At 56.1% G+C, this 25,716-nt stretch carries 16 protein-coding genes and 2 pseudogenes; 5 read left to right on the top strand and 13 right to left on the bottom strand.

All coding sequences use genetic code 11. The features are described 5' to 3' along the window. Positions 1-55: 55 nt before the first annotated feature. Together HX884_RS27280 and HX884_RS18480 are read right to left on the bottom strand one after the other, a co-directional pair. Positions 56-148 (bottom strand): annotated as a pseudogene (locus HX884_RS27280) (DNA-binding response regulator); the annotation flags it as partial. Between the two features lie 152 nt (positions 149-300). Next, the gene (locus HX884_RS18480; RefSeq protein ID WP_020686105.1) at positions 301-1,059 is read right to left on the bottom strand and encodes an SDR family NAD(P)-dependent oxidoreductase; all 759 of its coding nucleotides are present in this window, start codon (positions 1,057-1,059) and stop codon (positions 301-303) included. 119 nt (positions 1,060-1,178) lie between these two features. On the opposite strand from HX884_RS18480, the gene HX884_RS18475 reads away from it, so the two are divergent. The 3 genes from HX884_RS18475 (at position 1,179) to HX884_RS18465 (ending at position 4,740) form a co-directional block, all read left to right on the top strand. Next, positions 1,179-2,078 (top strand): LysR family transcriptional regulator, encoded by a 900-nt coding sequence (locus tag HX884_RS18475; protein WP_178328591.1) that lies wholly within the window; start codon positions 1,179-1,181, stop codon positions 2,076-2,078. Positions 2,079-2,128: 50 nt separating this feature from the next. Then, on the top strand, positions 2,129-3,154 hold the full coding sequence (gene yhjD, locus HX884_RS18470; protein ID WP_095455440.1) for an inner membrane protein YhjD: 1,026 nt from the start codon (positions 2,129-2,131) through the stop codon (positions 3,152-3,154). A 263-nt stretch (positions 3,155-3,417) separates the two neighbouring features. Next, on the top strand, positions 3,418-4,740 hold the full coding sequence (locus tag HX884_RS18465; RefSeq protein ID WP_058650539.1) for an MFS transporter: 1,323 nt from the start codon (positions 3,418-3,420) through the stop codon (positions 4,738-4,740). A 93-nt stretch (positions 4,741-4,833) separates the two neighbouring features. On the opposite strand, the gene HX884_RS18460 is transcribed toward HX884_RS18465, so the two are convergent. After that, positions 4,834-6,876 (bottom strand): AsmA family protein, encoded by a 2,043-nt coding sequence (locus HX884_RS18460; RefSeq protein ID WP_178328590.1) that lies wholly within the window; start codon positions 6,874-6,876, stop codon positions 4,834-4,836. 66 nt (positions 6,877-6,942) lie between these two features. Continuing rightward, the gene (gene pdeH, locus HX884_RS18455) at positions 6,943-7,716 is read right to left on the bottom strand and encodes a cyclic-guanylate-specific phosphodiesterase (RefSeq protein ID WP_013099209.1); all 774 of its coding nucleotides are present in this window, start codon (positions 7,714-7,716) and stop codon (positions 6,943-6,945) included. A 230-nt stretch (positions 7,717-7,946) separates the two neighbouring features. On the opposite strand from pdeH, the gene HX884_RS18450 reads away from it, so the two are divergent. Next, on the top strand, positions 7,947-8,876 hold the full coding sequence (locus HX884_RS18450; RefSeq protein WP_013099211.1) for a sugar kinase: 930 nt from the start codon (positions 7,947-7,949) through the stop codon (positions 8,874-8,876). Between the two features lie 63 nt (positions 8,877-8,939). On the opposite strand, the gene HX884_RS18445 is transcribed toward HX884_RS18450, so the two are convergent. The 9 genes from HX884_RS18445 to bcsR form a co-directional block, all read right to left on the bottom strand. Beyond that, entirely contained in the window at positions 8,940-10,433 is a 1,494-nt protein-coding gene (locus tag HX884_RS18445) for a pitrilysin family protein (protein WP_023620051.1), read from the bottom strand. Between the two features lie 226 nt (positions 10,434-10,659). Continuing rightward, entirely contained in the window at positions 10,660-11,946 is a 1,287-nt protein-coding gene (locus HX884_RS18440) for a dicarboxylate/amino acid:cation symporter (RefSeq protein ID WP_013099213.1), read from the bottom strand. Positions 11,947-12,105: 159 nt separating this feature from the next. Continuing rightward, positions 12,106-14,112: a biofilm formation regulator HmsP gene (gene hmsP, locus HX884_RS18435; protein ID WP_178328589.1), complete on the bottom strand. Its 2,007-nt coding sequence runs from the start codon at positions 14,110-14,112 to the stop codon at positions 12,106-12,108. Between the two features lie 119 nt (positions 14,113-14,231). After that, positions 14,232-17,714: a cellulose synthase complex outer membrane protein BcsC gene (bcsC, locus tag HX884_RS18430; RefSeq protein ID WP_178328588.1), complete on the bottom strand. Its 3,483-nt coding sequence runs from the start codon at positions 17,712-17,714 to the stop codon at positions 14,232-14,234. Next, positions 17,696-18,799, bottom strand: coding sequence for a cellulose synthase complex periplasmic endoglucanase BcsZ (gene bcsZ / locus HX884_RS18425; protein ID WP_178328592.1), 1,104 nt, complete (start codon positions 18,797-18,799; stop codon positions 17,696-17,698). The genes bcsC and bcsZ overlap by 19 nt, the downstream gene beginning before the upstream one ends. A 6-nt stretch (positions 18,800-18,805) precedes the next feature. Continuing rightward, positions 18,806-21,229 (bottom strand): cellulose biosynthesis cyclic di-GMP-binding regulatory protein BcsB, encoded by a 2,424-nt coding sequence (gene bcsB, locus HX884_RS18420; RefSeq protein WP_178328587.1) that lies wholly within the window; start codon positions 21,227-21,229, stop codon positions 18,806-18,808. 10 nt (positions 21,230-21,239) lie between these two features. Continuing rightward, a complete protein-coding gene (gene bcsA / locus HX884_RS18415; RefSeq protein ID WP_029883686.1) occupies positions 21,240-23,855 on the bottom strand; it encodes a UDP-forming cellulose synthase catalytic subunit in 2,616 nt (871 codons plus the stop codon). Next, positions 23,852-24,604 carry a cellulose biosynthesis protein BcsQ gene (bcsQ, locus tag HX884_RS18410; protein ID WP_013099219.1) on the bottom strand — a complete coding sequence of 251 codons (753 nt, stop codon included), beginning with the start codon at positions 24,602-24,604 and terminating at the stop codon, positions 23,852-23,854. The genes bcsA and bcsQ overlap by 4 nt, the downstream gene beginning before the upstream one ends. 11 nt (positions 24,605-24,615) lie before the next feature. Continuing rightward, positions 24,616-24,804, bottom strand: coding sequence for a cellulose biosynthesis protein BcsR (gene bcsR, locus HX884_RS18405; RefSeq protein ID WP_013099220.1), 189 nt, complete (start codon positions 24,802-24,804; stop codon positions 24,616-24,618). A gap of 173 nt (positions 24,805-24,977) precedes the next feature. On the opposite strand from bcsR, the pseudogene HX884_RS18400 reads away from it, so the two are divergent. Next, a pseudogene (locus HX884_RS18400) lies at positions 24,978-25,670 on the top strand (BcsE family c-di-GMP-binding protein); the annotation flags it as partial. Between the last annotated feature and the right edge of the window lie 46 nt (positions 25,671-25,716).

The raw sequence follows: 25,716 nt of genomic DNA, 5'->3' as shown, positions 1-25,716 counted from the left end.
GATGCGTGATCTGATCCTTCAACTCAGCAAAAGTTCGATTTATTCAACAAAGTCGAATTAACGTCTGCAAACTGTTTATCGCTCCATGAATAAATATCGACTGCCTGTCAAACATGATTACTCGCATCGTTTTTCTCCCTCTGAGAATAGCGAGGGGGGATTGTATAGAGGCGTTATTTGAGAAAAAACTCAATGAACGGAGAGGTTACAAATTCATCGCCGTTCTTTATATCTGCCCGTATCTGGACACATCTCTTTTAAGGATTTCCTTAAGGGGTTCCGTCCCCTTAAGGAGGCGTATTACAGGAACATCCCACCAGACACTTCAATACGTTGCGCATTCATCCAGCCCAGTTTGTCGCTGAGCAGCGCGGCGATGGCATCACCAATATCATCCGGCAGGCCAACACGCCCCAGCGCGGTTTGCGACGCAAGCAACTGATTAAGCTGCGCGTCATCGCGTACGCGTCCGCCGCCAAAATCGGTCTCAATTGCCCCCGGCGCGATGATATTGACGGAGATGCCGCGTGCGCCCAGCTCTTTGGCCTGATAGCGGGTCAGTACTTCCATCGCCCCTTTCATGGCCGCATAGGTCGCGGAGCCTGGCTGTGTAAAACGCGCCAGCCCGCTGGAGACGTTGAGGATCCGTCCGCCATCTTTCAGCAACGGCAGCAGGCGCTGGGTCAGGAAAAACGGCCCTTTTAAATGTACATTCATTACCTCATCGAACTGCGCTTCTGTCGTCTCGGTATAGGGGGCGTATAAACCCGTTCCGGCATTGTTCAATAAATAATCAAAGGTATCACGCTGCCAGACGGTTCGGAGCGTTTCCTGCAACTGTTGAGCAAAATGTTCGAAATGGGTGATATCTCCGACGTTAAGCTGTAATGCCGCCGCGTTTACCCCTTTTCCCTGAATTTCTTGCACAACATCCAGCGCATCCTGCTGATTGTGATGATAAGTCAGGACAATACCTGTTCCCTCTGCTGCCAGCTTCAGGGCCGCATTTTTACCCAAACCACGGCTACCACCGGTCACTAAAGCGATACGTTCAGTCATAAGAAACCTCATTTCGGTTGTCAGGGAGATTGAGAAAGAGCTTATTAGCTGATAGAAGATCAATAAAGATGTGACAGAACGCTTCACTGTTTCATTTACAACAACAATGAGCGCTACCGATGGATAAAATTAACGCAATGCAGTTGTTTGTTCGGGTCGCGGAGCTGGAGAGTTTTTCCCGCGCAGCGGAGACGTTGACCCTGCCAAGAGGCAGCGTGTCGCGGCAGATTCAGGCGCTGGAAAACCGCCTGGGCACCCAGCTGCTGCACCGCACCACGCGCCGCGTCAGCCTCACGCAGGACGGCATGGTCTATTACGAACGGGCAAAAGATCTGCTGGCGAACCTTGATGAACTGGACGGTATGTTCCAGCACGATCCCTCCAGTATCAGCGGGCGGCTACGCGTCGATATGCCGGTGGGGGTTGCACGAAATTTAGTCATCCCCAAACTGCCTGCGTTTTTGCAGCAGTATCCGGGTATTGAACTGGAGCTCAGCAGCAGCGATCGTCTGGTGGATGTGATCCGCGAGGGGTTCGACTGCGTGGTGCGCGTCGGCACCCTGAAAGATTCCGGGCTTATCGCCCGCCCACTGGGCAAGCTTACGGTTATCAACTGCGCCAGCCCGGATTATCTGACGCGGTTTGGTTATCCGGAAACGCTGGACGATTTGGCCTCACACGCGGTAATCCACTACGCCGCGATGCTGGGCACGCGCCCGCAGGGCTTTGAGTTTTATAACGGCAGTACGACCCAGTGGGTTAAAACGGGCGGCGTCTTAACGGTCAACAGTACCGAGACGTACCATGCCGCCTGCATCACCGGGCTGGGTATTATCCAGGTTCCCCGCGTGGGCGTTCGTGATTCTCTGCGCACGAAAAAGCTGATAGAAGTGCTGCCGCAATACCGGGCTGAACCCATGCCGGTTTCCCTGATTTACCCCCACCGCCGTAACCTTTCCCGTCGGGTACACCTGTTTATGGAGTGGCTTACGGAAATCACAAAAGCTTACGTGGATTAGTCGCAAGCTATAATTCAATGACATCCAGCTCAACGAAAAGGAAAAAACGCGTGACGCCGGAAAATAACCCGCAACGACCGACTCAACAATTAGATTATGATCCCATCAAGAAGATGGAGACCGGGCCCGAAGAGCCCAGCACACCCGGCAAAGCCAGCAAAGCGCTGGGGACGGTCACTACGCTGGCAGAGAGAGTTCAGCAGATCCCCGTGATTGCGCACCTGATACGCGCCGCGGAACGTTTCAACGACCGGATGGGAAATCAGTTTGGTGCAGCGATTACCTATTTTTCCTTTTTGTCGATGATCCCGATCCTGATGGTCTCGTTCGCGGCAGCCGGTTTTGTGCTCGCGTCTCATCCGACGCTGCTGCAGGATATTTTCAATAAGATCCTGGATAACGTCAGTGACCCGACCCTCGCCACCACGCTAAAAAGCACCATCAATACTGCCGTGCAGCAGCGCACCACGGTGGGTATTGTCGGTTTGCTGATTGCGCTCTATTCCGGTGTGAACTGGATGGGTAACCTGCGCGAGGCCATTCGCGCCCAGTCGCGCGAGGTATGGGAGCGTAAGCCTCAGGATCAGGAGAAAATTTGGGTTAAGTATTTCCGCGATTTTGTTTCGCTGATTGGTCTGCTGGTGGCGCTGGTCGTCACGCTCTCCATCACCTCGGTCGCCGGTTCCGCGCAGCAGATGATTATCTCCGCGCTCTATCTTGATTACATCGACTGGCTCAAGCCTGCGTGGCGCGGCATTGGGCTGGCGATTTCCATTTTCGCCAACTACCTGCTGTTCTTCTGGATCTTCTGGCGCTTGCCGCGTCATCGTCCGCGCAAAAAAGCGCTGATCCGCGGAACACTACTCGCGGCGATAGGCTTTGAGGTGATTAAAATCGTGATGACTTATACCCTGCCGTCACTGGTGAAATCCCCTTCTGGCGCCGCGTTTGGCTCCGTTCTGGGGCTGATGGCGTTCTTCTACTTCTTTGCCCGCCTGACGCTGTTCTGCGCGGCGTGGATTGCTACCGCCGAATACAAAGGCGACACGCGCATGCCGGGGAAAACCCACCGCTAATTCCCCCTTTCGGGCTGAAAGTTTCAGCCCGATTCATCATTTCAGCATATATATCCAGTCCGTAACTTTTATTTAACTGAAAACCAGTTTTATCCACTGATATTTAAAATCTGTGAAGCATTTCATGGAAGTGTTTTGGCTGGCCTGAACATTATCCGCTTTTTGTTGCTTTTATCACCGGTTCGCGGCTTTGTTACAGATTGAAATGTCGCTTTTGCTGTGCGTAATATGGCCTTTCGTCCGACATAAAATAAGAAAATATTATGCAAGCAACCGCCACAACACTCGATTCCGGGAGCGAAAACGTTCCGGTCAACTCACGCAATAAAGTTGTCGTCGCCTCGCTGATTGGCACCGCCATCGAGTTCTTCGACTTTTACATTTACGCCACCGCGGCGGTCATCGTCTTCCCGCATATTTTCTTCCCGCAGGGCGACCCGACGGCGGCCACGCTACAGTCTCTGGCAACCTTTGCTATCGCCTTCGTCGCGCGTCCGATTGGCTCTGCGCTGTTTGGTCATTTTGGCGATCGCATCGGGCGTAAAGTGACGCTTGTGGCCTCGTTGCTGACGATGGGTATTTCTACCGTCGCCATCGGCCTGCTGCCCACCTACGAGACCATTGGCATTCTGGCACCGGTGCTGCTGGCGCTGGCGCGTTTTGGTCAGGGTCTGGGTCTGGGCGGTGAATGGGGCGGCGCGGCACTGCTGGCGACCGAGAACGCCCCGGCGCGTAAACGGGCGCTGTATGGCTCCTTCCCGCAGCTTGGCGCACCGATTGGCTTCTTCTTTGCGAACGGCACCTTCCTGCTGCTCTCCTGGCTGCTGACCGACGAGCAGTTCATGAGCTGGGGCTGGCGTATTCCGTTCGTCTTCTCGGCCGTGCTGGTGCTGATTGGTCTGTATGTTCGCGTTTCTCTGCACGAAACGCCGGTGTTCGCGAAAGTGGCGGCGGCAAAAAAACAGGTAAAAGTGCCGCTGGGCACGCTGCTGACCAAACATGTCCGCGTGACCGTGCTGGGCACCTTTATCATGCTGGCTACCTATACGCTGTTCTATATCATGACCGTCTACTCCATGACGTTCAGCACCGCTGCCGCGCCGGTTGGGCTGGGTCTGCCGCGTAACGAAGTGCTGTGGATGCTGATGATGGCGGTGATTGGGTTTGGCGTCATGGTGCCGATTGCCGGCCTGCTGGCGGATAAATTTGGCCGTCGCTCCAGCATGATCACCATCACGACGCTTATCATTCTGTTCGCCCTGTTTATCTTCCCGCCGCTGTTAGGCTCGGGCAGCCCGGCGCTGGTGATGGCGTATCTGCTGATTGGTCTGAGCCTGATGGGATTAACCTTCGGCCCGATGGGCGCGCTGCTGCCGGAGCTGTTCCCGACGGAAGTGCGTTATACCGGCGCGTCGTTCTCCTATAACGTCTCGTCGATTCTGGGAGCATCCGTTGCGCCGTATATCGCCACCTGGCTGCAGGCAAATTATGGCCTGTTCTACGTGGGCGTGTATCTGGCGGCCATGGCGGCACTGACGCTGATTGCGCTGCTGCTGACGCACGAGACTAAGCATCAGGCGCTTTAAGCTAATGCCGGGTGGCGCTGCGCTTACCCGGCCTACATTTGAATCGTAGGCCGGGTAAGGCGTAGCCGCCACCCGGCAAATACAGACCGCACCTTACCTCTTCATCTGTGACAAAATCGTCCGGCACTGATTGGCTTCCCCTTCTGATGGCGAAATCAACGCCAGCAGCGCCGCGGCTGGCGTGACCAGCGTTGCGAGCGCTGCCGCCACCGCACCGCGTGCAATCAGTGGCCCGGGTTTTACCCCCGCCTGCGGATTTTTGAAAGTGCCGCGCACGTAGAGCGGCGAGCGCAGGGTGATGATACGGATCCCTTTGCTTTCCGGATCGATGGTTAAATCAAGCTGCTCAGAGGCCATGCTGGCGGTCCCGGTCACGTTGATTACCGCGTTTTCCGTGTCGAAGGCAAAAATCTGCGGCCGCGCCACGCCGTTAACCAGATCCAGATTCGCCGCCGCGCAGTTCACCCGCACCTCATCGTCACCAAAGATCTGCCCGATGATGTAGTTCCCGACGTTCAGCCCCAGGATCTCCATCAGGTTGCGGCTCACCAGCCCGTCGTTCATCAGTAGCTTGAGGTTGCCGTTACTGCTCCCGAGCAGCGCCGCCACGGAGTTCCCCACCCCGCGAATGTCCGCGTCACCGTTCATTTCACCGAGGGTCTTCTGCATCAGCTCCACGTTGGGCATCAGCTCTTTCAGCTTAAGCCTGCGCGCCTGTATATCAGCCCTACCCTGCATCGGCTTTTTATCGCCTTCAAGATGAATGTTCGAGGAGATGGTTCCGCCCGCCATGCCAAACTTCAGCGGCTGCAGACGCAGGTCGGCATTTTTAAGCAGAATATGGGTTGAGAGGTTGCTGATCGGCAGCGTGCTGCCGTGCTCGATTTTTCGCCCTTTGAAGCGCACATCCGCATCCATTACATCCCACTTGTCGGTTTCAAAGCGATCGTAGGGCAGCACTTTCCCCGCGGGCTGAAGGTCTTTTTTGACCTCTTTCGACTTCGTGCCTTTGCCGGAATCAACGCCGATCAGAGGGCCCAAATCGGCAAGCCTCAGCTGGCGGGACTCCACATCCCCTTCCAGTTTCGGACGCGGTTTGCCGGTGGTGTAGGTCAGCGTACCGTGGATATCGCTGTCGCCGATACGGCCGTTGAAATCCCGATAGTCAAAGACAGACGATTTTTCCGTATCGAGTTTGGCCACCAAATACCCGTCCGTCTCAAACGGCGGCGTATCCGGCAGCAGCACGCCGGTGAGTTCATACAGTTCGCCCAGCGAATCTCCGGCGAACTTCAGCCGCAGATCGACCCCGCCCATGTTCATTGGATCGTTGACCGTGCCGGTAAAGGCGACTCGCGTGTTGCCGGAGCGGAAGTCCGCCTGCACCGGGAACGGGGTGCCTGCGCTTCGCAGCGCCAGCATGCCGCCAATTTTACCGGTGCCGGTCAGTGGCTGTCCGTTGTAGCGCCCGGTGGCCCGCAGGCCGAAAACGTAATCGCCCGCGCTGGCGTTATCCCCTTTCGCTTTGGTGCCGGTCACTTCACTGAACGGCAGCGGCTTACCCAGCGGATCGACCAGGATCTCCACGTCGGCCTTGCTGACTTTATCGTCGATGGCGATCCGCCCGCGATCGAACAGAATATTATCGAGACGGAATGACCACGAAGAGGGCTGGGCATTGGGATCTTTCTCGCCGCTGCTGGCGAGGTTAAAGGTCCAGTTATTGTTTTTTTCCGAGAGACGGATCAGGCGTGCATCGGGCTGCTGAAGCTTGATCCACGGCAGGTAGACGGTTTTTGTCAGAAGCGCTAACGGCGCCAGCGTGGCTTCAACCCGCGGAAGATGCACCATGGTGACGGCAGGAATATCCGGCGGATTGCCCAGAACGATGTCGTCGGCGTGAACGTGCGGCCAGGGGATCCAGCTTCGCCAGCCGGTCTCTTCTTTCTGACGCTCCCAGACCACGCCCAAATCACCGCGTATCGCGAAGGGGCGGTTCAGTTCAGTTGAGACTTTCTGGTTGATGGTCGGCTTAAGACGGTTCCAGTCGAATGTCGCAATAATGATGATAGCGACCACAATCAACAACAAGAAAATCCCTGCTGTCCAGGAGATTACCCTGGTTGTTTTAGTCATTTTGATCCCCTTTTCCTGATGACCTGTCCTGTAAAACTATAGTCCAGACAAAGGGAAACGGGCGGTTCAGAGGTTGGTTATCACACCGTCGAGGGTATCCATGGGCACCGGACGTGAGAGGTAATAGCCTTGCGCGGCGGCGGCGGGTGAGTTTTGCACATCGCGCCACTCTTCCAGCGTTTCCACACCTTCCACAATGACGCCTTTGCAATAGCGGTTCATCAGCTGTAATAACAGCGTAAACAGATTCCGCCCTTCCGGGGTCTGGCGCAGCATAATGAACAGATCGCGGGCCACTTTGATGTAGTCGTAACGCACTTCGCTGAGGGCGGAGAAGTTCGCCATGCCGGTGCCAAAGTCATCCAGCCACAGGGGGCCAAATTCACACATCGAGGCAAAGGAGGATTCCTGCGGCAGGCGGACATGCTCTACCAGTTCAAAGCGCATCCACGGCAGGGTGGCGATAAGCTCCTGCAACTTCGCGTTCTGGCGCAGCGCCAGCAGGGTTGGGCCATCCACGTTGACCGAGGCCAGAATATCGTGCTGTTCGAAAAAGGCCTTTTTCGTTTCCAGCATGCGCAACTGCTCTTCCAGCACGTCCAGGCGCTGGCGCACGGCGACTTCGGCAAAATAGCGGTCCGGCGCGATACGCTGTGAAGGGTTAGAAGGGTGCGTAACGACCGTCAAAATTTCAATCGCCATCAGTCGACCGTCGGTACGATAGATCGGCTGGTAGGTATACACACGCTCACATTGCAGCCAGTAGCGATGCTCCTGCAAGTTCTCAATACTTGCCTCAGGCGTAGTGCTCAGCCGCTGGATAACCTGCTCTGACTTCATTTCAGATGTCCTGTTGTTGGGATGGCCTTTCTGGACTCGTCACTGGGTTATCGGCGCGATAATTGAGAACTTTATGTTCAATTCACCGGGAAAATGAAATTAAGATGACAGAAATGAACAGGAACACGCGCTGGTTCAAAAAAAAATAATGGAACGATGTTTTAATATAGTTGACCTGATAATTCACACAGCGCACACTGCTTTTAAATACTCTGTTCAGGTTCATGATTATGTCCAAAAAAATTGCCGTTATTGGCGAATGCATGATTGAGCTGTCACAAAAAGGCGCGGACGTTAGCCGCGGTTTTGGTGGCGATACCTTAAACACCTCCGTGTATATTGCCCGTCAGGTGCCGCCGGAGGCCCTCACCGTGAACTACGTCACCGCACTGGGTACGGACAGTTTCAGCCAGCAAATGCTGGACGCCTGGCAGAGCGAACACATTGATACCTCGCTGATTCAGCGCATGGAAAACCGCCTGCCGGGTTTGTATTACATTGAAACCGATGATACCGGCGAGCGCACCTTCTACTACTGGCGAAACGAAGCCGCGGCCAAATACTGGCTGGAAAGCGACGACGCAGCCGCCATTTGCGAAACGCTGGCGACGTTTGATTATCTCTATCTGAGCGGGATTAGCCTCGCCATCTTAAGCCCGACCAGTCGTGAAAAGCTGCTGTCGCTGCTGCGCGAATGCCGCGCCAATGGCGGGAAGGTCATTTTTGATAACAACTACCGTCCGCGCCTGTGGGCCAGCCGTGAAGAGACGCAGCAGGTTTACCAGCAGATGCTGCAGTGCACCGACATCGCGTTCCTGACGCTCGACGACGAAGATGCCCTGTGGGGCGAGAAGCCTGTTGATGAGGTTATTGCGCGCACCCAGGCTGCTGGCGTGAGCGAAGTGGTGATTAAGCGCGGCGCGGCATCGTGCCTGGTGGCCGTAGCAGGTGAGGCGGTGATTGACGTCCCGGCGGTGAAACTGGCGAAGGACAAAGTGGTGGATACTACGGCGGCGGGTGATTCCTTCAGCGCGGGCTATCTGGCGGTGCGCCTGACGGGCGGCACGCCTGAAGCGGCTGCACAGCGCGGGCACCTGACGGCCAGCACGGTGATCCAGTATCGCGGGGCGATTATTCCGCGTGAGGCGATGCCTGCTTAAATAAGGTGCGGGCTGATGCCCTCACCCTGACCCTCTCCCACCGGGAGAGGGAATTTTTTAAGATTACTGCCCCTGTGGAATATCCGTCGCGTCCTGATGCAGATCATCAGACGTTGCCGCCTGTGGAGGTTGCGGCGCGGCGGTCATGATTGAATCCCATGTCGCCTGCAGCTCCTTCATGTTGTATTCCGGCTCGCCTTTCGGCTGCAGAAGGACTAATCCCATATCCTGCGACAGCTGCTGACGTAAATCCTGATTTAACATATCGACGGTCAGCCCATTCAGGAAGTCCTGACGGAGCTTCTGGTACTGTTCCGGCGCGATGTCCACCACCTGATTCTGCAAGGAGCGAATACGCTGGCTGATCAGGATATCCGTATCGGCGCGGGCATAGGTGGCAAACAGCTTCTGCAGTTCCAGCTTTTTCTGCGCGACCAGCGCGTTGAACTCTTCTTCAGACAGGCCCTCTTTGCGCACTTTTGCCAGCTCTTTCGCCACCACGCCCAGATTGGCATTCAGCTTATCGCCAGGCGATTCGATATTAATGGCGCACTGGGCGCGCTGGAACAGCACCCGGCAGTCGAAGCCCAGCGCAATGTTCTTCACGCTGTTCTTACTGAGGCTCTGCTGAACGTGCCAGAACAACGCCTCACGCGTCAGATCCGCACGCCAGTAGCGCAGCAGCGCGGCGGATTCGCGGATAGGCTGCCAGGCGGTATCCCACATCATGGAGAGCCGGTCCTGACGCACGGCATCAGTGGAGATGCTGACTGGCTCCGTCCGCAGCGGGGAGAGCGTCGGGACAGGAGCAGGCGTTTCACGCTTGCCTTTCAGCTCGCCGAAGGCTTTGTTGATCTGCTCAACCACCGCGCGGCTATCCACATTCCCGACCACGATCAGCGTCATCGCGTCCGGGGTGTACCATTTCTGATAGAACGATTTTACCTGTTCGGCATCGACCGGCTGTTTCAGCGGCTCTGCCGGATCGTGCCCAAGCAGCGCTGAGCCTTTCAGGCGATAACGCCACCAGCCCTCTTTGGTATCCGCAGGCCAGGTCGCCACCATATCGCTGTTGCTCAGCGCATAGTTAACGGTTTCCGGCGTGATCGCCAGATTGCCAGTGGCATCGGAGAGATACGTAAGGGCTTCTTTGAGCAGATCGTTACGGTTATTCGGCAGGCTCAGGTTAAACATGGTGTAGTCATACGAGACGACGGCCGGCGGCAATGGGCGCTTCGGGTCAATGCCCTGCTGCCAGAGCGAACGCACCTGAACAGCCTGTAAACTGCCGCTCTGGGTGAGCGCCAGTCGGGGAATAAAATGGCTAAAGCCGGTCTGCTGGGTGCTTTCAGTGAGGGAGCCGGTATTCACAGACAGACGGATCTCAATACGATCGCTGGGACGCTGCGGCGTGGCTAACACCTGCCACTGAAAACCATTCGCCAGGGTCCCTTGTTGCCATGCCGGGTCTGGCTGGAGCGCATCTGCCTGCACATAACTGGCTGCTGCCATCATCAGCAAACCGCCGGTTAAGAGTCGAATTTTTGTGCCCTGCATGTGAACCCCTGATCAACATTCCTGGTTAAAAAGAGTGTCTCGCGACGCGCTTCACTCTAAAAGATGACGATGAAAACACGTCGATTAGACCGCGCGTTCTGCAAAACGTCACGGTGAGAAGTGCAATATACCCAAAAAAAATCTTGTCGAATTATGACAGGTACGAACAGTCATTATGCGCAGGAGCCCGCATTCCGACAAGGGAATGCGGGAATTTAGCGGAAAATCAGGAGGATAAACCCGGGTTTTTGCTATCAGAAGAGCGATTATTCAGCGTATCGTCGAGCTTTTTGTGATCCAGCTCTTTAACCCATTTTGCCACCACAACCGTAGCCACGCCGTTACCCACCAGGTTGGTTAACGCACGCGCTTCAGACATAAAGCGGTCAATACCGAGAATCAACGCCAGACCGGCCACCGGCAGATGTCCCACAGCGGAAATGGTCGCCGCCAGCACGATAAAGCCACTGCCCGTTACGCCCGCAGCCCCTTTCGACGAGAGCAGCAGCACCACCAGAAGGGTGATCTGATGGAAGATATCCATATGGCTGTTGGTTGCCTGTGCAATAAACACTGCCGCCATGGTCAGGTATATCGAGGTACCGTCGAGGTTAAAGGAGTACCCTGTCGGGATCACCAGCCCCACCACCGATTTACGACAACCCAGCTTCTCCATCTTATCGAGCATGCGCGGCAGCGCCGACTCAGAGGAGGAGGTTCCCAGCACAATCAGCAGCTCTTCGCGGATATAGCGGATAAATTTGAAGATGCTGAAACCGGCCGCGCGGGCAATCGAACCCAGCACCACCACCACAAACAGAATACAGGTGATATAGAAGCAGATAATCAGCTGGCCGAGCTGTACCAGCGTGCCGACGCCGTATTTGCCGATGGTGAACGCCATTGCCCCGAAGGCACCAATCGGCGCCAGGCGCATGATCATATTGATGATGCCAAAGATGACCTGCGAGAAGCTTTCAATGACGTTAAAGATCAGCTGGCCTTTGCTGCCCAGACGATGCAGGGCAAAACCAAACATGACGGCGAACAGCAGCACCTGCAGAATGTTTCCGCTGGCAAACGCCCCGATCACGCTGCCGGGAATGACGTCCAGCAGGAAGGCGACCACGCCCTGATCTTTCGCCTGCTCAGCGTAAACCGCCACCGCTTTGGCATCCAGCGTCGACGGGTCGACGTTCATGCCAGCGCCAGGCTGCACCACATTAACAATGATCAGACCGATAATCAGTGCCAGGGTGCTGACCACTTCGAAATAAAGCAGCGCCACTGCACCGGTACGCCCTACCGCCTTCATGCTTTCCATGCCAGCGATACCGGTTACCACCGTACAGAAGATCACCGGGGCGATGACCATTTTAATGAGCTTAACGAACGCGTCGCCAAGCGGTTTCATTTGCGCACCTAGTTCCGGGTAGTAGTGACCCAGTAAAATACCGATTGCGATGGCTGTCAGGACCTGGAAATAAAGACTTTTGAAGAGTGAGGTTTTCATAGAATGTCCTTGGGAAGAAAAACCACAGGCTTTGTAAGGTTATGGTTAACCTGCGGCTCTAAAATAACACCCGCATAACAGGACAGAAATAAACTCAGTTCAAATTTGAAACACAAATGTTAAGAACTTTGAGCTGGCTCGCACAAGCCAGCAACAAAATTACACTTTTGCGTTATTGCCAGCGCCGGAAAGGTACCGTTGTTCAAAGACATCCGACGGGACGGCACGGGCAAACAGGAAGCCCTGGCCTTTCCCGACACCCGCCTCAGCAAGCCAGCGGCGCTGCGCTTCCGTTTCGATACCCTCAGCAATCAGATTCAGGTTGAGACTACGCGCCATCTGAATAATGGCTTGCACCATGCTGCTGTCTTCCGGCAGCCCATCGACAAACGCTTTGTCGATTTTCAGGACATCCACCGGCAGCGTTTTCATGTGCTGAAGCTGACGCAGTCCGGCATAGCCCATGCCAAAATCATCCAACGCGATGCGGATACCGGCGTTGCGCAGCGGTTTGAGGATCGCGACCGCCTCATTCGGGTCGTCAATACGACGGCTTTCCGTCACTTCCAGAATCAGCGTATCCGGCTGGATCCGGTAGCGATTGATGAGCTCCAGCATCTCCGAGACCATAGTGGGATGCATCAACTGCAGGGCAGAGAGATTGACCGACAGCGGCAGGTTGACACCACGCTCCTGCCAGGCGGCAAGCTGGCGGCATGACTCCTCAAGCACCCAGTAGCCCACCGTGACCATCAGACCACAGGACTCAATACGTTCGATTAACCCTTCCGGCAGCTCCCAGCTGCCATCCGGCTGTTTCACGCGCAACAGCGCTTCCGCGCTTTCCACTTCACCCGTCAGCAAATTGACCTGCGGCTGGAGCCAGAGGGCAAACTGGTGGTTATCCAGCGCGGTGAGGATGTCGCTCTCTTCCGTCAGACGCTGCTGCGCCTTTTCCATCTGATCCGGGTCGAAGAACTGGATCTGGTTTTTCCCTTTGCGACGGGCGGTGAATGCCGCCGAGAAGGCGCGACGATAGAGCTGCTCCGCGGTCAGATCGCCATAGAACATGGCAATCCCGATACTGGCGCTGGGGCGAAGCTGAATACCCTGAATGGGCAGCCGCTCATTAATGACAGTGAGTACTTGCTGACCTAACGTGATCGCATGCCACGGCTCTTCCACGCCGTTCGCAATCACCACCAGGTCATAACCGCTGACCTGAGTCAGCACCATACGTGGAGCAAGCACCGATTTAACCTTTTCGACCAGCGTCAGTAACAGCATTTCACGCTGGCTCTCCTTGAGCACCCCAGCGGTATCCTGCAGGGTTTCACAGGCGATGACCATCAGCGCCGTGGTCTGCTGGCGCGCCACGGTCTGCTCCAGCATCGCCATCAGGAACGCTTTATTAGGAAGCTCCGACACCGGAAAACGGGTGGCGCTACTGTTCAGTTCATCCTGCTGACGCTGAATGCGCTGCTGGTTGAGGTTGTAGCTGCGCACCAGCATGCCGATCTCATCGTCATGATGCAGGCGGGGCAGCTCAAGCTGATGACCCATCTGCTCCTGGGGAGAAAGCGCGTTCAGCTCCCGGGCGATACGCCGCAGCGGGTGGACAATCAGCCGGTTAATGCACCAGGTCAGCGCCACGCTCAGTATCAGCGTCATAAGTAAGCAAGTGGTCACTAACGTAATAAACCAGCTCATGACGAATTTATACATGCGGTACGAGTCCGCCTGCAGAACAAGATAAGCCAGCGGCTGCGGATTCGCAGGGCGTTCAAGCGAGTAGATGGGTAGCGAAATTTGTACCGGCAGTTCAAACAGGCGCATCACCATCATCGGGACGGGACGTTCGGGGATAAAACTCATCCGCAGCGCCTGGAACTGGTTTGGCAGCACCACGTCTGCGCGGCTGACGACGCCCGCAGGGTGAATACGTTTTAAAATGGTTTCCGCTTCGGGAATATCGCCTTTCAGAATAGAAGCCGAAAGCGGGCCACGCACCGAGCGGGCAATACTTTCTAATTGCGAAGCCGTGTTATAGCGATTCTGCTGTACGGAATGAAACAGCAAAATGACGCAAAATAGCAGTACAAACAGCAAGGTGACAGCAGAAACCATCGCCATCTGTTTGATCGTTAAGGAACGGCTGACACGCAAAATGACTCTCCACAGAACTCGAAGCGCAGGGCGCACCAGGGTGTAAACCTGGCGCGCCTGAGTATACCCGATCGCCGCACTTTTAAGAGAGACTTACAAATGGATTAAGTAAAATCCGATTACCAGTCCGCGTAGGGAATGAGCGGCTGTGGCGGTAAGTCCATATCACCCTGCCAGCCTGCGGCGGAGTAGCGTACATAGAGCAGCGCATGGCTTGGGGTATAGTCTTTCGCTTCCTGAATATCCACGCCAAGACCCACAAACCAGTTGGACGTGACCCGGCGCTCGACAATGGCCCGCGCGGTATAACCGGTGCCTGAGGAGCTGCTGCCGGTTTCCATCGCCCCCCTGTCGGTGTAGCGGCCTGGCTCATCGACGGGAATGAGTCCCTGAAGGGGATAGCGCAGCACATCGTTGGTTTTGGAGTGAGACCATGAGACAGACCCGCCCAGCTCCCAGGACCAGTTCTCCGTGCGTTTACGCCAGGTGACCGGCAGCGCAAAGGAGACATATTCCTGCGGGCTATAATAGCCGCCCTGACCCAGGGTATAGCCGCTCAGATCTTTATCGTAGTGCCAGAGCATGTTAGAGACACCGATAGTCAGGCGCTCGTTGTTTTTATTAATCAGCTTGTAGTAGTAACCGGTCATCCAGCGGACGCGCCAGTTATCCTCTACATTTTTCCCGGTCAGCGATTCCGCGTTCAGGCTTGACCAGATGCCGTTCGCCTCGCCTTTATCGTAGCTGATGCTCACGCCACCGCCGGTGGCGCGCACGCCGCCCCAGGTGGTGCCGGTATTGGTGTCTTTTTGCCCGGCAAAGGCCAGCAGAGAGCTGGAGATCGGGCGACGGTGGGCGTTAATGGTGTAGCCGATAGGACCGAGATCGTTGCTATAGCTCACCCCGCCGACCACATCCACCACGTCAAAGCCCATTGGCGTGGTGCCGATATCCCATGCCCAGGTTTTATTCTGCCAGCCCACGGCCACGCTTGCGCCGTTTGACGTCTGACTGGTGTTGCCGCGACATGGCGTTTCGGCACAGGTCCCCCATTTGGGATCGTAGGTGCCGTTGTTGGTGGCAAACGAACCGGCATCCATATTGACCAGATCGCTGCGGAAGAACATCCGTCCATCAGAGAGCGGCGCATCCACCTGCAGCATAGTGGTGTGGGCTTTCAGGTCGGAGTAGCCGCCGGTACCGCTGGATCCCCAGTAGTCGTGCTGCAGCGTAACGTTAACATCCTGCTGGCGATACAAATCACCGGCATCGCTACGCACGCCGCGCTTCAGCCAGTCATCTTTTTCGTCGTTACGCGTCAGGCGCGTAAAGGTGTCATTGTCTGCCGGACGGGTGGTGGTGATGCCAGAGGAGACCATGGCATCTTTATAGGTCTCCAGCGCCTGCTGAGGCTGGCCATTTTGCGTCTGAAAACGTGCCGCATCACGCAGCACCAGCGCGTTTTCCATTGATGCAGGCTGTGATTTTGCCTGCGGAATGATGCTGTTGAACGTCTTTTCTGCGGCAGCAGAATCACCCAGCCCCGCCTGCGCCATCGCGATGCGGCGCTGCATGTTGAGCGACAACGGCTGGCCATTTTGCGTCGCAGGCAGTTTCGCCAGTTCGGCACGCGCAGCGTCTTTGTCGCCCTGCGCACTGTAGATTTCGGTCAGGCCGAGGATCGCATCTTCGTTTTGTGGCTCGCGCTGCAACACGCCGCTGTATGCCGTTTTTGCTGCACTGAGATCTCCCCGCTGCTGCGCCCAATCCGCCAGGGTTAAATCGATACGGGTAGAAGCAGGTTGCTGACGAAGAAGATTTTCCGCCTCCTGCTCTTTGCCACTGTCGCGCAGGCGATTGGCGGTTTCGAGCACCTGATTACTTTGCAGGCGGTCGGCAAGCTCCTGAATATTGCCGTTCCACTGGCTGCGCGGCAGCGTCTCCAGATGGGCCAGCGCGGCACGATCCTGGTCGTTACCGGAAAGATAGAGCCCGTTGGCATACACCTGATCCGGGTCGGTCGGTTTCTGGCTGGCAAGCTGACGCATCAGGGTATCTGCCTGACTGCGCTGGCCTGCGCTGTAGAGATCGCGCGACAGGCGATAGGTGATCCACACGTCGCCTGGAGAGAGCGCCAGACGACGACGCTGAACCTCGGCGGCCTGGGCGTATTTGCCCTGGTTCTCCAGCTGCTCGGCCTGGGCGGAGAGCTGTTCGTTGGTCAGGCTACGTTCAATATCATCAATGCTGCGACGCTGGCTGGCGGAGAGCGACTGGATAAACTGCGAGGCTTTCTCCGGTGACTGTGCGCGATAAATATTGGCCAGTCCGCGGACCGCGTTACTGTTGCCGCTGTCCATGCGTAATGCCTGCCGATAATAGCGCTCGGCGGCGTCGTTATCTTTACGTGCCGCTGCGGCATCACCCAGCCCCAGCACCGCATAACTGTCGCTATTGTCGATAGTGCGCGCCTGTTGATAATAGCGCTCCGCCTGTGCCGGGTTATTCGCTTTCAGCGCCGCATCCCCCTGCTGGATCAGCAGCCAGTAACGGTTCACCTTCAGCAAGCTGTCCCATTTGCCGCGGTTATCGCTCTGCGGATCGAGGGCGATCGCCTTTTCAAACTGTGCCACCGCGCGAGCACGGTCGCCTTTCTGGGAGTATGCCTGGCCCAGCGCGCCAATGGCTTCGCTGTCGGCATGGTTTGCGCTGACCGCCTTTTGCAGTTCCGCCACCGCCTTATCACCCTGTCCGGCATCCACTGCCGCCAGGCCTTGTGCTTTCGCACGGAAAGTTGGATCGGCGAGCTGTTTTTGCTGCGCTTCAAGCTGTGAACGCGCTGCGGTTACGTTCTCACCGTCACTGAATACGCTCAGGTACTTTTGCAGCGCGGAGACGCTGGCATTGCTGACAGGCTGGTCTTTGATCTGCGCATACCACATATCCGACGCCTGGCTGCGGCCATTGCTGGATTTAGCCATCTCCTGCAGCACCGCAAAGCCTTCATCACGGCGCCCGGTCTGGAACAGCAGCTGGGCCAGCGTCGACTGCAGCTGCGTATTGCCGGGGCTGCTGCTGTTAATCTTTTTCAGTTGATTAATGGCCGCATTGCGGCGGGCGGGATCTTTCGCCACCACATTCCAGTATTCTGTTGCCACGTCGCCGCCCGGCGGGTTGCCGTCGAACAGCTTGTCATAGGCGGCAATCGCTTCCTGGGTATGGCCTGTCGTGGCGAGTAAGCGAGCCTGCTGTAACTGCTGGCGGCCATCCGGCGTGGAAAGCAGCATCGTGTTGCGCGAGGACTGGTACGCGCTGGAACCGGGGGCGATCCCTTTCAGTCTATCCAGCTCTTTTTGCGCGCCGGCGTTGTCGCCCTGACGAAGCAGATAGCGAAAACGTGCCGCAATAACGTCAGGGTTGTTCGGGTCGATCAGCTCAAGACGATAGAGCGACTGACGCACCAAATCTTCACGCTGCGTCGATTCCCCCAGGCGCACCTGTTCCAGCAGTTGTTGCTGCTGTGGAGAGTTGACGGCCTGAGCCAGCGGCATCAGCGCCAGGCCAAGCGATAAACTGAGTAGATTTACTGTGAACTTGCGCATTCCTGGCCCCAATCCGGTATTAATTCACCTTTTGTGGTGAAACGAAAACGATGCTGATCCCATCCTTGTCCAAAGAGAGTCAGTACATAACTGTAGTAAGCATTATTATCAGGAAAGTGGTCAGCCACGCGCTGGCGCTGGACGGCCTGCGCATCACGCTGTTGTAAAAAAGGCAGCATGGCGGCAGAGAAGCCGACCGGGCCATTGCCCGTGCGTGCTCCACTCACCACATTCACTTTTTCCGGTGGTACACCCTGTTTTGTTGTAGTGGTGGCCATCGGCCTGAAGCGCGCCAGCAGCCGGGCTTTTTGAGGATCGTTATCGTTCATCATCCCCACCCAGAGATAGACGCGGATGGCGTCATATCCCCCCACCAGCGGCGGCTCCTGTTGTAACCGCCAGCCTTTGTTTTTCTGGTATTGCACCCAGTCCGGCGAAAAACCTTTCGGCGCACTCTCCAGCAGCAAGCGCAGATTGGTCTCACGCAGGGTGGTCCACGGGGCGCCAAAACGCGTGAAGTAGCTTGCGAGCTGTGGAGGAAGATAGCTGGGATTAAAACGCCAGGCGTTCTCATCGACAAAGCCAACTTTACCGGGCAGCAGCATCAGACCGAGGCCAGGTACTTTCACCACTTCTTCGCGGGCGATGCGCTCGAGTAGCGCCTTGCCCGTACGGGTATAGTCAGCGTCTTTCCATAACCGCCCCGCTTCAAGCAGGGACCAGGCGATCCAGATATCGGCATCCGAGGCGGAATTGGTATCGATAACCGCCCAGGTGTCTTTGTCTTTTTGTCCCCATAACCAGGCGGGAAGCGTGTCGTCGAGATGCCCCCCGGCAAGGTTATCCCGCGTCCATGCCAGCACCTTGTCGAACGCTTTACGGTCATTCGCGGCGAGGGCAAAGAACAGCGCGTAGCTTTGCCCTTCCGAGGTAGTGATTTTACGCGTGTCGCTGGGATCAATGACCCGCCCGCCCTCGCTGATGTAATCCTGTTTAAATTTCTCCCAGGCAGGCCAGGTACAGGCGGCGCGCAGAGGCGCCGCTGCCAGCATCAACGCAATGACACACCAGCGAAAGGCTTTCATCACATCTTACTCATGATCCGGATTCAGGCGACGACGGCTGATGATACGCAGCAGACGCCACAGCACCCAGGCCAGCAGCACCACGCTGACGGCGGCCAGGATAGCGAGCAGAATCGGATGGTTAGAGAGCGCATACCACAGACGTTCGAACCATGGCAGATGCCCCACATAGTACACATCGCCTACGCGCAGGCTGTTCACGCCCGACTCACGGATCACCGACACAGAGCCGAACATCGCGGCACGTTTACCGCTGTCGTTCATCGCACTGTTGAGCAGTTCGTAGCCACGCGGGCTGTCTGCGAGCAGGGCAATCACGCTACGCTGATCGTTGTACGGTGACTGGAAGCCGACCACGGCCGCCATCGCCCCCTGAGACGTGACAGCCGTCTGCGCGCTGGCTTTACGATCGTTGATATCCGGCATGATGCTCGGGAACTCGGTCTGACGCAGCGGCGTGTTAACCCAGGACTGGGCTGCCTGAACCAGCAGATCGATACGCTTCTCATCCTTCAGCTTATTCGGGATGGAACCGATCACCATGATGTCCGCATCCTTGTTCTGAATTTGAGCGCCATCATCCGTCAGGGTAACGTTAATCGCCGGCAGGCCCGTTTGCGCGCCTACGGTCGCCATGGTGTCCAGCAGAGTCGTCACCTGCCCTTCATTTGGCGCTTTTGGCATCACAACAATGGATTCAGACAGGTCCGCCATACGGCTGAACGGGAAGCCCGCGTTAGCAAATGCCCGCAGATCCGGCATGGCGAGGAAGTGATAGTACTTCGAGAAGTCGATGGTCGATTCATCGCCAATCACGACGTGGTTCTGCACCGGCTGGAAGGTGATGCAGTTGTCCACCGAACCGCCCGGCATTGGATTCATGTACTGGAAATCAAAGCGCAGCTGGTTTACCGCCCCGAGCTTCAGCGCCGGGATGGAGACATCGGTTTTACCATCCAGCAGCCCCTGCAGTACCGGCAAACGCAGCAGCAGACGGTTCGTTTCCTGATTACTCACCAAATTAAACGACTGAAGGAACTGGTTATTCAGGCTGATATCCATGCGCGAACTGTCTTTGGTTGACGGCGCGGTGTAACGATAGTTCATGTTCATATCGATACCGGTGGTGCGCAGCAGATACAGGTCCGGCGGCAGGTTCAGCGACAGGCTGACAGGAGACGGCTCAATCCCTGTCGACTGCAGCTGCTCTTCATAGGTTTTCAGCTCGCCGAAGGTGACGGCGCGGTCGGTACGTACCCAGTTTGGCGCGTCATAAGGTTTACGTGCCAGCAGCGGCTTGACCTCATCGACAATTACGCTGCTGCCGCGGAACAGGATATTCCCCTGCGCAATCGCTTTTGCCGCCTGCACCAGGTCTTTCTCATCACGCCCGAAAACCACCAGCAGCTTCACATACGGGTTATCCGGGTGGCTTATCATCTCAATGGTCGGCGCTTTGACATCCGGGTGCTCACGCAGGAAAGCAGGACGCTTCGCGTTGGTCGCAAAGATGATGGCATTTCTGTCAGGGATCTTGTCATACATAACCGGGAAATTCTGCCCGCGCCAGCCGGAACGGGAGCCGAACCAGGAGGCCACGATGGTCGCTGCCAGTTGCTCCGTGACGTCCGGTGAGGACGCAAAGACCATCGGCAGGTTTAACGGGCGATTATCACGCGGATCGAAGAACGGCACCGGGAACGCGGAGAGATCGTTTTTCAGCGCCAGCGACTGGTAGGTCATCTGCAGCGATGAGTTACGCCCGACATCCATCCACAGCGTGTTGCTGGCCGGGTTTTCGCACACGTCACGGTAATGGCCCACGAATTCCAGACGGATACGGTTAAAGTCGGTGATAAACAGCGGGTTGATCGGCACCTGAGCCAGGGTTTTCTTACCCAACTGCTCTTTGGTGACCGGCAGCACGTCCATCAGCTCGTCATTCAGATAGACCTTCAACTGAGACTGGGTCGGCAGCAGCGAAGGAGAAGGGGTATATTCCAGGTTCAGCACCGCCTTCGACACAACCTCATCGCTGCGCATACCAAACTCAACGCCGCCTTTAGGATTGACGCCGCGCAGCACCATGCTGCCCGGAGGCGGCGCAATCTGCGCAAAGGTGAGCTTCACGTCCCGCGACGGGGCATTCTCCGTGACAACAGGCGCATTAGCCCCCGGAACGCCCGGCATCACCTGCCCCACAACCTGCGCGTCGGCCGGCAGGGTATTTCCCGCTGTCGGCTGGTTGGGAACGAGATTTTCTGTTTGACCGGGCGCCGCGGTGACAACCGGTTCGGTCGCTTGCGACACCACAGGCACCGTTGGAGCAGGCGTGGCCGCGGCGTTATCAGGCGCTGCGTTAGCCATTGTTGCGGGGAGCGTACTCATCCCCATTGCCACTGCACATAACCAGGAAAGTTTTGTTTTCATCGCGTTATCATCATTGTTGAGCCATAACCGGGTCCGCCTGCTTCGCCTCATCCCGCTCAGGACGACGAGGAATGAACGACACGACCCAGGAAACCAGCGAAGTAAGTGACCGGAAAATTATTTTCACCGACGACGGGGCAAATTCTGCAAGGTGACGATAGCCACGGAACCCCAGCTTCAGAATATCCAGCAGGCTTTCCAGAGGTTTATCTTCCGGGAAGCTGTCCTGCCAGAGAGCCCACGTATCCGCGCGGGCAAACGTACACTGCACAAAATCAATATGTTGCTTCCTGGTCAGCGGCATCAGCTGCAGACCCACTTCATTGCCTGCCACACGCACAACCTGTGTCGGGAAGACATACTCCTGCTGGCCACGCTTAAGCAACAGGTTAACCTTCTGCCCTTCCAGCACCTTCGCCTGTCCGTTGATTTTGATACCCAGACCACCGTCGGAGAAGTCATGAACGGTACAGGAGAAGAGATGACCATCTTCACGGGCTATCGCCGCAGGCATGCTGATTTCAACACGATGCGCGCGACGTACCTGCTTGCTTTCCACTGACACCGCCACTGCGCCGCCAAGGATAATCAGGTTGTAAAATACCCATGCCATACTGACGAACACCGTCAGGATTTCGTTTTCCGGACCGTAGAAGTAGCGCCAGATACCGGCAATTACCCCCACAATGTTCAGCAGCACCAGGAAGATGTACGGACGGGAGATCACCCAGTCGACATACTCCTCTTCCACCAGGCCACCCTTCGCGGTGACGTTAAACTTGCCTTTATGCGGGTTAATCAGCGCCACCATCGTTGGCGGCGCGATGTACCAGGCCAGCACCGTTTCGTAGATTTCACTCCAGAATGAGTGGCGATACTTGCCCTGAATCTTCGAGTTGGTCAGGCTCGCGTGGATCATGTGCGGCAGAACAAACAGCGCAATCATCAGCGCGGGCGCGTAGATGATATAGGCGTGAAGAAGCAGGAACGCCAGCGGCGCGGTCAGGAAGATCAGCCGCGGAATACCGGATAAGAAGTGGAACATGGCGTTGACGTAGCACAGACGTTGCGCCAGCTTGAGGCCTTTACCCAACAGCGGGTTATCAAGACGGAAAATCTGTACCATCCCGCGCGCCCAGCGAATACGCTGGCCGATATGCGCCGACAGGGATTCCGTCGCCAGACCGGCCGCCTGAGGGATACGCATATAGGCCGAGGTATAGCCGCGACGGTGCAGGCGTAGCGAGGTATGGGCATCTTCGGTAACCGTTTCAACCGCGATGCCGCCAATTTCATCCAGCGGTTTACGGCGGATAACCGCACAGGAACCGCAGAAGAAGGTCGCATCCCACATGTCGTTGCCGTCCTGCACCAGGCCATAGAACAGCGTGCCTTCGTTCGGGGTCTTACGGAAACGGCCGAGGTTACGTTCAAACGGATCCGGCGAGAAGAAATGGTGCGGCGTCTGCATCATCGCCAGCGCTTTCTCTTTCAGGAACCAGCCCATCGTCATCTGCAGGAACGAGCGCGTCGGCACGTGGTCGCAGTCAAAGATGGAGACAAACTCCCCTGTCGCATACTTCAGCGCGTTGTTGATGTTCCCGGCTTTGGCATGTTCGTGAGAGGTGCGGGCGATATACTCAACGCCCACCTCTTGCGCGAACTCACGGAACGCGGCCCGACCGCCGTCATCCAGGATCCAGATTTTGAGCTTATCTTTGGGCCAGTCGATACCCAGCGCGGCGTAAATGGTATTTTTCACCACGCTCAGATCTTCGTTATAGGTCGGCACAAAGAGATCGACAGTCGGCCACTGCGACGTATCTTTTGGCAGCGGAACCGGCTGGCGGTTGAGCGGCCAGATCACCTGGAAATAGCCCAACACCAGCACGATCCAGGCGTACGTTTCAGCAAACAGCAGCACCAGACCGCATACCAGACTAACCGGATCATCCCAGTTCAGCGTTGAGGTATAACGCCACCAGATATAGCGGCAGGAGACGGTCAGTGATAACACTATCAGCATCAGGGCGGAGAAGCGCCCCGGTATACGCCGCACCAGCAGCGCCACGCCCCACAGCAGGATCAGGAAAGTGAACTGCGCCAGCGGGTTAAAGGGTTGCGTGATACAGACCAGCGCCAGAATGAGCGAGAAGACAACAATCACGCCCAGAATAAAACGCCGTAAACCCGGGTGCAGATGCCCGAGTTCTTTATGGTTATCCAGATGGCTGGTCTTATCGCCCACGCGGTCAGGCAGCCTGTCCAGCCACTGATGATAGCGTTCGCGTAAAAGCTGGACCCGGCTGAAGCTGCGCCAGTGCGGCGTCTTTTTCTCCTGCCGCGGCGACGTAACCACCAGCCAGATGGCCTGAATGATGTACCGCGCCGGATCTAACGGCCGTGGACGGTCAGGATTAATGTGCGGATACAATTCACTGTGTCGCGCACGAATGCGCTGCCAGCGGGGGTGCTCGAGGGGGATGAACATCCAGGCCAGAATCATCCAGAAACAGCCGAACGCGGCGCTAAATGCCGAGGCGCCATGCCGGCGATAATGCCGGTAATGGTCGCTTAAACGCGAACTGACCGGCGGGATGAGTAACCAGCTGGCGAGTCGACTCATACCGTACCCCTGGCAGGATCCGCCTCTTGGGCGAAGTGCAGCAGACACCAGTTCGCCAGCGTCAGGATCTCTTCTGCCGCCAGCGAATCGCTACGATACTCGCCAAGTGGCTGTTTGGAGGCGAGGCATTCCGCCATCCCCTCATCACGATGGATCACAATCGGCAGCAGACGACGCTGGCTTTGCAGCCAGACCTGATACAGATCGTCCTGGATCTGGCTGCCAATGCGTAAATCGTTAATCAGGATATGGCTATTCTGTGGCAACCCCTGCTGATGTAGACGGATATGGCAATTAGCATCGACGTTCACAATGGAGAGCACGTGGTCGCACTGGGCAATCAGCTGTCGGGTCAGCGTGCCGGCACCGTGCGGCAGATCCAGCAGGATCCACTGATAATGGCCTTTTTCTTTGAGGCTCTGCAGCGCGAGTGTGAATTGCGAAAATAAACGCTGATAGGCGGCTTCATTCTCACGCTCTGTCGTGGTCAGTTGACCAAACGGCAGGAGATCGAGCTGGGAGGTGTAACGCAGACCCGCATCACGCCAGTCTTTATCATCAAGCAACGCGCGGGCCCAACCCTCTGTACGGGTAAAGTCGACGTTAAATGACATACGCAGCAAATTGTCGGCGCAGGCATCAATCACCAGCACCGATTCACCTAAAAGCTGTAATGACCACGCCAGCGCCGCGGTAACGGATGTTGTACCCACTCCACCACGGACGCCCTGTAATCCGAGTATGGCCATCAATGGCTCCCTTATTGTTGTTGGGTAAATTCAGCTAATAACGGCCAACGTTTAATAGCCGCAGCCAACTGTTCCCGCTGGGAAATATCGGTGTAATCTATTTCAGGTAAAGAAAAGGCCTGCGTCAGCGCCAGAAAATCGTTTTGGAATGTGTAACCCAGGGTCGAATCGACTGGGGTTCCGGGTTCGTTATTATCCATTTTTTTCCATCCCTTTGAGTATCGTTTTACTCTCTGAAGTCGCGAGGCTTCCTGCCCTGTGAAATTTCATTTACATGCTAAATCTGATGCTCTTTAATTTCAATGTTAGGTTTATTTCTACGCTTTCGCTAGTAAACTGATATACAGATAAATTAGACGAAAAGAGGGACACCGTGGACTCCATATTTTCTATTGGCATCCAGTCATTATGGGACGAATTGCGCCACATGCCAGTCGGAGGAGTCTGGTGGGTTAATTCGGATCGTAATGAAGATGCTATCAGTCTGGTAAACCAGACAATTGCCGCGCAGGGTAAGGACTCCCGGGTCGCTGTCATTAGTATGGGCGAAGACCCGAAGCAAATTATTACGCTTGAGCGAGACCGCGGTCCACAGACGGTACGCTTGTTTTCCATGCCGTCGGAAGCAGATAGTCTATACTATTTGTCCCGCGACATTCAGTGTTCCATCAATCCAGACCGCTTTTTATTGATTCTTAAATGTTCACATAACGCCCTGCAAAATATCCCGACGGAGAAACTGCTGCAGTGGCTGGAAAAAATCAATAAATGGGCAAAATTTCAAAATTGCACGCTATTGATAATCAATCCCGGCAGTAATAACGACAAGCTGTTTTCACTTTTAATGGCGGAGTATCGCTCGCTATTCGGCCTGGCGAGTCTGCGCGACCAAGCGGGCAGCTATCTCTACGATATTGCATTCTGGTGTAATGAAAAAGGCGTGAGCGCCAGACAGCAACTTACGCTTAAACATATTGACGGCGAGTGGCACCTTGCCCAGCAAGAAGAAACCGTGGTGCAACCGCGCAGCGATGAAAAACGGATCCTGAGCCATATTGCGGCTTTGTTGAATAAATCAGATTTCGGGTAAGTCTCCCCCGTAGCGGGTTGTG

This window comes from Enterobacter sp. SECR19-1250 (genome assembly GCF_013391025.1).
GTDB lineage: Bacteria > Pseudomonadota > Gammaproteobacteria > Enterobacterales > Enterobacteriaceae > Enterobacter > Enterobacter cloacae.
This window is presented reverse-complemented; position numbering and strand designations above follow the sequence as displayed.